Origin of the sequence: Mycobacterium sp. NPDC050441, from assembly GCF_040655355.1 — a bacterium.
Classification (GTDB): domain Bacteria; phylum Actinomycetota; class Actinomycetes; order Mycobacteriales; family Mycobacteriaceae; genus Mycobacterium.
In genome coordinates this window covers 1-10443 of the sequence record NZ_JBFAJS010000020.1, presented here as the reverse complement: position 1 = coordinate 10443, position 10443 = coordinate 1, and the positions used below count along the sequence as shown (strand labels likewise).

The 10443-nt window shown below is 63.2% G+C and carries 11 protein-coding genes; 7 read left to right on the top strand and 4 right to left on the bottom strand.

The annotated features are described in order from the left end of the window. Positions 1-248 precede the first annotated feature (248 nt). The 4 genes from AB0I14_RS32015 to AB0I14_RS32000 all read left to right on the top strand — a co-directional run bounded on the left by AB0I14_RS32015 (position 249) and on the right by AB0I14_RS32000 (position 3737). On the top strand, positions 249-809 hold the full coding sequence (locus AB0I14_RS32015) for a cupin domain-containing protein (protein WP_358031004.1): 561 nt from the start codon (positions 249-251) through the stop codon (positions 807-809). Between the two features lie 49 nt (positions 810-858). Then, on the top strand, positions 859-2364 hold the full coding sequence (locus tag AB0I14_RS32010) for a CoA-acylating methylmalonate-semialdehyde dehydrogenase (protein WP_358031001.1): 1506 nt from the start codon (positions 859-861) through the stop codon (positions 2362-2364). Continuing rightward, on the top strand, positions 2361-2786 hold the full coding sequence (locus tag AB0I14_RS32005; protein ID WP_358030997.1) for a VOC family protein: 426 nt from the start codon (positions 2361-2363) through the stop codon (positions 2784-2786). Before AB0I14_RS32010 ends, AB0I14_RS32005 begins: the two co-directional genes overlap by 4 nt. An 84-nt stretch (positions 2787-2870) precedes the next feature. After that, positions 2871-3737, top strand: a complete 867-nt coding sequence (locus AB0I14_RS32000; protein ID WP_358030995.1) for a mycofactocin-coupled SDR family oxidoreductase — start codon at positions 2871-2873, stop codon at positions 3735-3737. Between the two features lie 76 nt (positions 3738-3813). On the opposite strand, the gene AB0I14_RS31995 is transcribed toward AB0I14_RS32000, so the two are convergent. Next, a complete protein-coding gene (locus tag AB0I14_RS31995; RefSeq protein WP_358030992.1) occupies positions 3814-4476 on the bottom strand; it encodes a TetR/AcrR family transcriptional regulator in 663 nt (220 codons plus the stop codon). A gap of 255 nt (positions 4477-4731) precedes the next feature. Here AB0I14_RS31995 and AB0I14_RS31990 point away from each other — a divergent pair, with 255 nt between their 5' ends. Continuing rightward, entirely contained in the window at positions 4732-6231 is a 1500-nt protein-coding gene (locus AB0I14_RS31990) for a long-chain fatty acid--CoA ligase (RefSeq protein ID WP_358030988.1), read from the top strand. A gap of 1 nt (position 6232) precedes the next feature. On the opposite strand, the gene AB0I14_RS31985 is transcribed toward AB0I14_RS31990, so the two are convergent. Next, positions 6233-6676, bottom strand: coding sequence for a nuclear transport factor 2 family protein (locus AB0I14_RS31985; RefSeq protein ID WP_358030985.1), 444 nt, complete (start codon positions 6674-6676; stop codon positions 6233-6235). Continuing rightward, entirely contained in the window at positions 6673-7893 is a 1221-nt protein-coding gene (locus AB0I14_RS31980; protein ID WP_358030982.1) for a cytochrome P450, read from the bottom strand. Before AB0I14_RS31980 ends, AB0I14_RS31985 begins: the two co-directional genes overlap by 4 nt. A gap of 189 nt (positions 7894-8082) precedes the next feature. Here AB0I14_RS31980 and AB0I14_RS31975 point away from each other — a divergent pair, with 189 nt between their 5' ends. Next, entirely contained in the window at positions 8083-8631 is a 549-nt protein-coding gene (locus AB0I14_RS31975; RefSeq protein WP_358030979.1) for a TetR/AcrR family transcriptional regulator, read from the top strand. A gap of 41 nt (positions 8632-8672) precedes the next feature. Here the strand turns inward: AB0I14_RS31975 and AB0I14_RS31970 are convergent, their stop codons facing one another. Further along, a complete protein-coding gene (locus AB0I14_RS31970; protein WP_358030976.1) occupies positions 8673-9716 on the bottom strand; it encodes an NADP-dependent oxidoreductase in 1044 nt (347 codons plus the stop codon). A 241-nt stretch (positions 9717-9957) separates the two neighbouring features. Here AB0I14_RS31970 and AB0I14_RS31965 point away from each other — a divergent pair, with 241 nt between their 5' ends. Further along, the gene (locus AB0I14_RS31965; RefSeq protein ID WP_358030973.1) at positions 9958-10440 is read left to right on the top strand and encodes a nuclear transport factor 2 family protein; all 483 of its coding nucleotides are present in this window, start codon (positions 9958-9960) and stop codon (positions 10438-10440) included. Positions 10441-10443 lie beyond the last annotated feature (3 nt).

Genomic DNA, 10443 nt, shown 5'->3' with positions numbered 1-10443 from the left:
ATTTCATTGACTGACCTCCGTTTTCGAGCGGGGCTGCCGTCAGACCCGCGGTGAATCCGAGAGTGCACTACACGTTGGTGATAGTCAACACATTGTCGAGTATTTGCTTGACTGCGCTGGTCGCGGCCCGGCCAAGCCAAAGTCGACACAGTGTTGACTACACTCGACTGTGAGTCTAGTCTCAACTTCGCCAAGGCCGTGACACCGAACACCGGCGTGCGGCGTCACAACGAAACAGGAGGATTGACATGGCCACGAGATCGGACGTCGACCAGATCCAGCCGTCAACGTCGCGCGATGGCGAGAGCTACGTCTCTCATCGCGAGGACATCCACTTCAACATGACCGGTGATTTCATGACGGGAGTGGATTTCTGGATTCACGCGACCGGTGAGACCACCAGCGGCCAGCTGATCATCATCGAGACCAATTGGGTGCGGGGTACCGAACCGGTCTGGCACATCCACCACCGCGAAGAAGAAGGCTTCTTCGTGATGGACGGCGAGATCAAGATCCACACCGAGGCCGGTTCGTACAACGCCAAAAAGGGCCAGTTCGTCTGGGGGCGCAAGGATCAGCGGCACACCTATGAGGTGGTCGGTGACGAAGCCCGGATTCTCGTGGTGTTTGTGCCGGGGCCCGACAGCAATGGCTTCGAGCCCAACGGCGGTATCGACAAGTACTTCTACGAAGCGCGCGATCGTGAGCTCCGGACGCCCGAGCAGCTGCAGGCCGAGGTCGAGAACCTGAAGGTCAACTACGGCCTGGAGATGTTCCCCGAGATTCCGCATCCCCGCGAGAACGCGTGAGCGTGGTTGTCGTTTCGGGTATTTGGCATTACTGACCATTGGAGTTGCTGTGACCATCGATGTATCTCTTGACACCGTGCCGCACTGGATCGGCGGTGGGGCCGTCCCCTCGACGGAAGGGCCGCGAGCCGAGATCCATGATCCCGCCACGGGGCGCGTGATCGGGACCGTCGTGCTGGGCGGTGCCGATACCGTCGACGAAGCGGTCGTCAGCGCGCGCACCGCAGCGGTGGCCTGGGCCGACACGCCCAGCCCCGCCCGCGCATCGATACTGCACCGCTTCCGGGTGCTGCTGCACGAGCAGGTGGACGACCTGGCGTCGATCATCACGGCCGAACAGGGCAAGACGCTTGCAGACGCCCGAGGAGAGTTGGCCCGCTCGATCGAAGCGATCGACGTGTCGCTTTCGGTGGTGCAGCAACTCAAGGGGGAGTACGCCGAGCAGGTTGCCAATGGGGTCGACACGTACTCCTTCCGGCAGCCGCTCGGTGTATGCGCCGGCATCACACCGTTCAACTTTCCGGTCATGGTGCCGGTGTCGATGTTTGCGGCCGCCATTGCGTGCGGGAATGCGTTCGTGCTCAAGCCAAGTGAACAGGTGCCGTCGGCATCGGTGCGGTTGGCGCAGATCGCGAGCGAGGCAGGATTGCCCGACGGCGTGCTCAACGTTGTGCACGGCGGCGTGAATGCAGCCGAGGCGCTCATCGACCACCCCGATGTCGCGGCAGTGTCGTTCGTCGGGTCCACCCCTGTCGCACGTGCGATCTACCGGCGCTCAGCCGAGGCGGGCAAGAAGGTGCAGGCCCTTGGAGGCGCCAAGAACCACATGGTGGTGATGCCCGACGCAGACCTCGATGCCGCCGCCGATGCGCTGGTGTCGGCTGCTTACGGGGCCGCAGGTCAGCGATGCATGGCGGTGACGGTCGCCGTCGCGGTCGGCTCGGCGGCAGATGCGCTGGTGGACAAGATCGCCGAGCGCGCCAATGCGTTCAAGGTGGGTCCGGGTGCGACGTCGGACTCCGACATGGGGCCATTGATCTCCGAGCGCGCACTCGATCGGGTCCGTGGGGCGCTGAAACGCTCCGCAGAGCAGGGCGGCCGACTGGTTGTCGACGGTCGTGAACGGACAGCACCCGGAGCCGGTTACTTCATCGGTCCCAGTCTCGTCGATCACGTCAGCGTCGAGAGCGATCTCTACCGTGACGAAGTGTTCGGGCCGGTCCTGAGTGTGCTGCGCGCCGAAGATCTCGAGCAGGCCCTGCAGATCGTCAACGACAATCCCTACGGGAACGGCGCCATCATCTTCACCGGCAGCGGCACAGCTGCACGTCGATTCAGCCGGGGCGTACTGGCGGGCAGCGTTGGGATCAACGTGCCTATCCCCGTGCCGATTTCCTGGTTCGGGTTCGGCGGATGGGGCGACTCGCGCTTCGGAGACGACGGGCTCAACTACGACGGCTACCGCTTCTACACGAGGTCCAAAGTCGTCACCCAGCGTTGGACCGAGCCCAGGCCCGGCCTTGCTCCACACTTCGTCGCAGCGGGCAGTCAATGACCTCGCCGCCCGCTGCCGGCCTACCTCGACTCGACCACGTCGGCATCCTGGTACGCGACCTGGACTCGGCACTCACGCACTGGTGCAATCGGTTTGGGGTCGAGGTTGCTCGTGCGGTCGAGGTTCCGGCCATGAGCCTCAGTGCGGCGTTCCTCAACGTTTCCGGCGCTGAGGTCGAGCTGTACACCATGCACGACCTGGACGCGCTCGAGGTAGCCCTCGACGGAGCGCCGGCAAAACTCGACCATCTGGCACTGCGGCTGCACCGTGCCGATGGTCCCGAACTCGCGGGCTGCGCCATCCGAGGACCCGGGCGCCCAGAGCCGATCGCGGCGCCGATTCCGATGGGAGACGCCACGCATGTCTGGACTGAGCCTTCCGGAATCGATGTCCTTCTCCAACTGATCAGACCGAGCGAGTGAGGTCTCGACCTATATCCGTTGCACCACAGACGGTCTCGCCGACAGGCCGGCCGTAAACGAATCACCTTAGAAGAGGGAGCGAACATGGGACGCATGGAAGGAAAGGTCGCGCTGGTCACCGGCGCGGCCCGAGGGCAGGGGCGAGCGCACGCCATCCGCCTCGCCCAGGAAGGCGCGGACATCCTCGCCTTCGACTGCCCGGCGAACGGAAGGGTTCCCTATCCCGTTGGCACGGCAGCCGACCTTGAGATCACGGTCAAGGAAGTCGAGGCGCTGGGTCGGCGAATAATCGCACACCACGGCGACGTGCGCGAGCAGGCCCCGCTGGACAAGTTGGTGGCTGAGGGCGTGCAGGCCTTCGGCGGACTCGACGTCGCAGTGGCCAACGCCGGCATCTGGACTGTGCACCCGTTCGCCGACATTCCCGAGGATGAGTTCCTGGATGTGCTCAACGTCAACATCATGGGGCCATGGCGCACACTGAAAGCGGTGACTCCCGCCATGAAGTCGCGCGGAGCTGGCTCGGTGATCATCACCTCGTCCGGCAATGGCGTCGAGGGATCTCCCCATTACGTCCACTACGTGGCGTCGAAGCATGGCGTACTCGGACTGGCGAAGAGCGCGGCACTCGAGTTCGGCCAGTACGGCATCCGAGTCAACTCGCTGCTTCCCGGGCCTACCGATACTCCCGCCCTGGACTGGCAAGGCGGCTATGACCTGTGCGCGGGCAAGGGGCCCGGCCAGGGTGTGAAAGAGGACCTGCAAGGCGCGAGGTACTGGGCAGCTCTCCGGGATGTGGGCCTGCTGCCACCACAGGCCATGAGCGAGGCAGTGCTGTGGCTGGCCTCTGACGAATCACGTTGGACGACAGGCCTCGAGATGTTGGTCGAGGGCGGTCACATGCTCATGCCGGGCCTCAACATGACGAAAATGGCTCTGGACAACCAATAACGTCCGAGCAACCCCAGAAGATGGACGAAGGCCCTCTCCGCGGCGTCATGGAGAGGGCCTTCGTCGGTCGAATTCGTTACCGGGGCTTCCACTCCAGACCGTAGACCGTCCGCAGCCAGATCGTCGTCACCGTTTCGGCCATGTCCTCCAACGGGATTGCGTTCGCACTGCGCAGGCTCATCAACGCAAGGTTGCGTTCTCCCATCCACATCAACGCGGCAGCCAACGACCTGGCCGGCGGCCCGGCGATGGCCACGCCGGTCTCCCTGTCTCGCTCGATGCCTGCGGCCGCAGCGTCGATGAACCGGCCGAGGATGGCGTCCCACTGCGTCTGCAGGTCCGGCTCGGCCGCAGCGGCGTCGGCTACTTCACGAAGAACGTGACCATGGCGTTCCCACACCTGGATGACCTCGTTGACCGCGTGTTCGATGGCGGCCTCCGGCGGCATGCTGGCCGGACGTTCGAAGATCAGTTGCGAGGCTTGGAACACGTCGGCTGTGACCCGCGAGAGCAGCGCAGACAACAGCTGCCACTTGGACTCGAAGTAGAAGTAGAACGATGACCGCGACAGCCCCGCGCGCTTGGTGAGATCGTCGATCGAGATGTTGCGCAGCGGCACCGTGCGCAACATGTCGTAAGCGCCTTCGAGGATAGCCTGCTCGCGTCGATCACCTTTGATGTTTCGCCTGCCCACTCGGGTTTCAGCTGCGCTCAGGCTAAAAGATGAAGATGACGCCATAGGAAGCATGATAGGTCAGCGCAACTTCTTCGAAAGCGCACTCGGTGCGGGCCGAGGGCATGTCAAAACCCGTTCGACAGTGTGTTGATAATGATGGACATGTAGTCCATACTACAAGAGTTGCGCCGGCCTGGCCTTTGAAGTCCCCGCCGGCCCGTCTGCTCAGGTTCAGCCGCTGCTCTGCTTGCGCTCATTCGATTCGCACGCCGGCGGCGGAATGAAATGCGAGTTCTCTAGTCGAAGCAGGAGTCAACCGTGTCCAACCTTGCCGGCAATCTCGTCGCAACCGCGCACCTGTACGGGGACCGGCCGGCGGTGAAGCTCGAGGACGACGTCCTGTCCTATGGGCAGCTCTACCGCCACGCCTCTGCTGTGGCCGGAGACCTGCGGGCCCAGGGCGTGCTCCCAGGCGACCGGGTGGGCCTGGTGTTGCCGAACGTCCCGGCATATCCCGTGCTGTTCTACGGCGCTCTACTGGCCGGTGCGGTTGCAGTGCCAATGAACCCGTTGCTCAGTGCGCGTGAGGTCGAGTACTACCTCACCGACTCGGGTACGTCGCTGGTCTACGGGTTGGATGGGAGCGATGCCGTCGTGTCGGCCACGGCGACGAAGGTCGGGATCCGCTCAGAATCGGTGCCCACCACGGGTCCAGTCAACTTGTCCGGCAGGCCAATCGACGAACCAACCGGTCGATCCGACAACGATACCGCGGTCATTCTCTACACCTCCGGCACCACCGGAAGACCCAAGGGAGCCGAACTCACTCACCGGAACCTGTCGACCAACGCCGCGACGACAGTGGACACCTTGATCAAGGTGGGTGAGGAGGACGTGATCCTCGGTTGTCTGCCGTTGTTTCACGTCTTCGGTCTCACCTGCGGACTCAATGCGGCGGTCAAAGCCGGTGCCCTCCTCACCCTCGTCCCCCGCTTCGCAGCAACCAAGGCTTTGCAGGTGTTGGCCCGAGATCGGGTAACGGTTCTTGAGGGCGTGCCCACCATGTACGCCGCGATGTTGCACTCTCCCGATGCGGACAACACAGATTTGTCCTCGCTCCGCACCTGTATCACCGGCGGTGCGGCCATGCCCGTGGAAATTCTCAAAGCGTTCGAGCGGAAGTTCGACTGCGAGATCTACGAAGGGTACGGGCTCTCAGAGACGGCGCCCATCGCATGTTTCAACCAGCCTGGGCGGCAACGTAAACCCGGCACGATCGGGATTCCCGTCCGGGGCTGCGCGCTGCGGATCGTCGACGACGACGGCGAAGACCTCCCCGACGGCGCGCCGGGCGAGATCGCCATCCAGGGAGAAAATCTCATGAAGGGATACTGGAACCGACCTGAGGCAACGGCCGAAGCCATTCCCGACGGGTGGTTTCGTACCGGGGACATCGCGACGCGCGATGGCGACGGGTACTACACCATCGTCGACCGGAAGAAAGATCTGATCATCCGGGGTGGGTACAACGTGTACCCCCGCGAGGTCGAGGAAGTTCTCTACGAACATCCTTGCGTCGCTGAAGCAGCGGTGATCGGCATCGAACACGCTGACCTCGGCGAGGAGATCGGCGCGGCGGTCGCACTCAAACGCGGGGCGTCGGCAGAAGTCGAGGAATTGAAGACATTTGTCCGGGATCGACTCGCCGCGTACAAGTACCCGCGCGAAATCTGGTTCGTCAACGCGTTGCCCAAGGGCGCGACCGGCAAGATCCTCCGACGCGAGGTCAAACCTCCGAGCCCAACCGGGATCGGCTGAGTCACTGGACGCTCTCATCTGTGGCTTGATGAACGTCGGTGATCAGGTGAGTCAGCCGTGACGAGGCAAGTTTCCATTCGTCAGCTTGGCGGACCCAACGATCGGTGTAGTGCCCGTAGCCGGTGACCGATGTTCCGTTGTCGAACACGGCTCGGTCTTGCACCGCCCAGATCACCCGCGCTTCGTCGCCGCTGAGGTCGATTTCTGGCGTGTGGACCTGATGAACGGTTTTCGTTCCGGTCACCAGAGATTTCAGCAGGGCCAGCGTCTCGTCGCGGCCCTCTGTCATGTGAGGGCTGAATTCGCCGTTACTCATGCCGAATTCGACGTCCGGGGTCATCAACGCCGTCAAGCCGTTCCAGTCCCGGGTGTCGAGGGCACGACAGTATGCGGCCTTGGCCTGGGTCAGCTCGTAGAAGGCGATCAACTCCGCGTGCCCGGTCATGTGACGACCAGTTCGAGGTGGTCGAGCCGACGCACGAGGAGGCTGGGTAACCAGCGCCCGGTCTGGGCGGCCTCGATGGATGCCGTGCGTTCCAGCAGTTGACCGAGTACGACGGTGGCCTCCAATCGAGCTAGGGCGGCACCGACGCAGAAGTGCGCCCCCTTCCCGAAGGCGAGGTGACCTTTCCCTGCCGGCCGGTCGAGTCGAATTTGGTCGGGGTCCTCGAAGTGCGACGGGTCACGGTTGGCCGCACCCCACATCAGGAGAAGGCGTGAACCAGCTTGCAGGGCAACGTCTCCCAGTTCGGTGTCGTTGACGACGTGGCGGTAGTGCCCCCGAAACGGCGGCTCGAAGCGCAGCACTTCCTCCAGGAATGCGCCGAGTAGTGCCGGTTGGTCCCGCAGGTGATGCTGGATGTCGGGGTTACTCGCCATGATCCAGGCAGCCGAGCCGATGAGCGAGGCCGTGGACTCGCCCCCAGCGCTGAACAGGGTGATCATCATCGCCAGCGCGGTGAATTCGTCCAGTTCGCCTGTGGCGCATGCCGTGGCGAGATCGCCGAGCAGATTGTCCCGGGGGTCGGCGGCAGCGTCGTGGAACTGTGCGGTGATGTACCCGCTGAGTTCCATGACCGCGACACCGGCAGCGGTGAGTTGCTCTTGGGTGACCAGTCCTTCCACGAATTGGGTGGCGGCGTATCCCCACCGGATGAGCTTGTCGGTGTCGTGGTCGGGGACACCGATGATGCGTCCGACGACCATCATGGGCAGTCGGTTGGCCATCGCGTCCATCCATTCGATGCGACCGTCGCGCATGCTGGATTCCCAGATCTGAGTCGATGTGTCGGCGACGAAGGGCTCGAAGGCACGCATGCGCTTGGCCGCCAGTTGCGGTATCAGCGCCTTGCGGTGCACGGCATGGGCGGGATCATCAGCGGTGGCCAGCGCCTGGGTGGCGCCGCCGAGTTCACCCATCGGGAACGCACCCACCGTCCCATCGGCGTTACGCATCATGGTGGCCGTGAGGTTGGAGGAGAAGTCCTCGCACCGTGCCACTGCCTCGTTGACGGCCTCCCACCCGGTCACGGCATAGAAGTCCGAGTCACCGATCCGGTGGACATGCGCTTCGGCATGCATGCGCGCGTAGAGCGGATACGGGTCTTGGATGTACTGATCATCGAACAGCGCAAGCCCCAGCGCCCCATCCTGACGTGTCATCGCTCCAAGTTGCTGGTCTGCGACAACGGGGTCAACCCGTCGCGACGAAGTCGACAATGCCTGTCATCGGAGCGGGTGAACAGGCGTCTCAGCGATGGGCGCTGACCTGCCCGAGCGGTGAGAAGATTGCCTTGCTTTGTCTCAGTGTTGAGAAGATGGTCCGCGGACGACACAAAGGAGTGCAGGCCGATGGGGCGAGAGGACTGGGTCGTTGGCGGAGATCGCCGGGCCGCGGCGGCTGAACGCATCTACGCCGCTGCTACCGATCTGGTGCGCCGAGACGGGTTGGACGCGCTCGACATCGACTCTCTGGCCCAGCGGGTGCACTGTTCGAGGGCCACCATCTACCGCCACGCGGGCGGTAAGGCCCAGATACGGGACGCCGTGCTGCTTCGGATCGCCGCAGCCATCACCGACACCGTCCGACGCGAAGTCAACGGACTGATGGGCTCGGAGCGGGTCGTCACGGCCATCGCCGTGGCGCTGCGGCAGATCAGGTCCGACCCGATACGGCGGCTGATGATGACGTCGAGCAAGGCACCAGAACTGAGCGAGCTGCACTCCTCGCCCGTCCTGAGTGCTCTGGCCGCCGAACTGACCGGAATCACCGGAACCGACCCCACGGCAGCCGTATGGATCGTCCACGTGGTGTTGTCGATGGCCTACCTGCCCCTTGGCGACGAACAACTCGAAGCCGAGATTCTGCGACGGTTCATCGCTCCGGCATTCGACGTCTGATGGACGACGACTTCCTTTCAGGGCAACAAATTTGACGGAAATCAGTCTGACGCAGGAGAAGCGACTTCGATGACCGCTTTTCCGCGTGTGCCGCCGGACAATGCCTGGTTGAGGGTGTCCCGAGCGTTTTCCAGTCCTTCGACTATGGTCTCGTCGTACGTCAACGAGCCCTCGCCCAGCGCCGCGGCGAGCTTTCCGATGATTTCCCCATAACGTTCGACGTGGTCGGTAACGATGAAGCCGCGCAAGGTGACTCGCTGCATCAGCAACTGATTCGCGTTGCGTAGGCCTGGTTGGTCGCCGTGTTCGTTATAGGTGTCGTACTCCGAGATCAGGCCACACAGCGACACTCGTGCGCCGACGTTCAGCCGGCCCAGGACATGATCCATGATCGGGCCGCCCACGTTCTCGAAGTCGACGTCGATGCCGTCAGGGGTCGCCTCGTCGAGTAGCTCGCGCCAGTTGTCCGAGTGTCGATCTATGCATGCGTCAAAGCCCAGTTCCTCCACCAGGTGTCGGCACTTTTCAGCGCCGCCGGCGATGCCGACTACGCGGGCGCCATGCTGCTTTGCCAGCTGCCCAGCGATCGAACCGACGGCCCCTCCCGCGGCGGAAACGACAACCGTCTCTCCCGGCTGAGGATCGCCCAGCTCGACGCCGATGAACGCTGAAATACCAGTGTGGCCAAGCACTCCGAGGAATGCGGGAAGCGGCGCCGGCAGTGGCTCGGGAAGAACTGTGAACGGAAATTCCAGAACGGAATCGTCAGCAACGCAATAGTCTTGCCAACCGGTAAAGCCGAGCACGAACGCTCCGACCGGCAGATCGTCTCGCCGACTCTCGACGACCTGTCCGACTCCGAGGCCACGCATCACCGCACCCAACTCAACCGGTGGGATGTAGGAACGCAATTGGCTCATCCAGACGCGGTTTGTGGGGTCAAGCGAGAGGTACAGGGTTCGGACCAGCGCCTGCCCTTCGTCGATTTCCGGAATGGTCTCCTCGACCCACTCGAGGTTCGTTTCGGTGACCTGGCCTTGCGGCCGGCTCTGCAGACGAAAGAGCCGGTTGATGGGTGTCGTCATGGCGGATCCTCGTTGGTCGCAGGTGGCTGGGTGGCGGTCATCATGCGGCGCAAGTGCCGCAACCAGGGGATATGGCGAGACCACTAGTGACGGTAGACGAACCGTCGGCAACAATCAACACTACGTCGAAATAGTGCCAAACAAGAGTATCGACATAGTGTTGACTATTAACGACGCGTAGTGCACTGTCGGCTTTGGGCGTCGACTGAGACAGCAGTCGACAACGAGATGGAGGCGGCGCATGAGCGTACAAACGGACAACCGCGCGACAGTTGAGCGATTCTGGGGGGCACTCGATGACGGTCCGCCACGCGGCGAGGCTCTGGAGGTGTGGAAGGACAACTTTGCCGAGGATGGCGTCTGGGAGATGCCGTTCGCGCCTGAGCCGCTCGCCGATACCGTCCCCGGCCGGCACCTCATCGGTCATTTCATCGACTGGTTCTTCGACTCCGTGCCCGACCTCCGCATCGATTCGCTGACCGTGCACGACACGACAGACCCGGAACTCTTCATTTTGGAACTGCACGGAAAGGCGACGGTCACGCAGACCGGCAAGATCTACGCCAATACCTATTGCACCCACATGCGGATCCGCGACGGCAAGGTTGTACTGATCCGCGAGTACTTCAATCCCAACGTTGTGCTCGAGGCTTTTGGGCGCGACGTGATCGCCGAGGGCATGTCAGCTGTGATGGCAGCCGCCGGAGTGGGGGCTGCGCAGTGAAGC

Bases quoted from the DNA above. Each gene is read 5' to 3' on its own strand.
- AB0I14_RS32015 (WP_358031004.1), top strand. From the start codon at position 249: ATGGCCACGAGATCGGACGTCGACCAGATCCAGCCGTCAACGTCGCGC.
- AB0I14_RS32005 (WP_358030997.1), top strand. From the start codon at position 2,361: ATGACCTCGCCGCCCGCTGCCGGCCTACCTCGACTCGACCACGTCGGC.
- AB0I14_RS32000 (WP_358030995.1), top strand. From the start codon at position 2,871: ATGGGACGCATGGAAGGAAAGGTCGCGCTGGTCACCGGCGCGGCCCGA.
- AB0I14_RS31995 (WP_358030992.1), bottom strand. From the start codon at position 4,476: ATGGCGTCATCTTCATCTTTTAGCCTGAGCGCAGCTGAAACCCGAGTG.
- AB0I14_RS31985 (WP_358030985.1), bottom strand. From the start codon at position 6,676: ATGACCGGGCACGCGGAGTTGATCGCCTTCTACGAGCTGACCCAGGCC.
- AB0I14_RS31980 (WP_358030982.1), bottom strand. From the start codon at position 7,893: ATGACACGTCAGGATGGGGCGCTGGGGCTTGCGCTGTTCGATGATCAG.
- AB0I14_RS31975 (WP_358030979.1), top strand. From the start codon at position 8,083: ATGGGGCGAGAGGACTGGGTCGTTGGCGGAGATCGCCGGGCCGCGGCG.
- AB0I14_RS31970 (WP_358030976.1), bottom strand. From the start codon at position 9,716: ATGACGACACCCATCAACCGGCTCTTTCGTCTGCAGAGCCGGCCGCAA.
- AB0I14_RS31965 (WP_358030973.1), top strand. From the start codon at position 9,958: ATGAGCGTACAAACGGACAACCGCGCGACAGTTGAGCGATTCTGGGGG.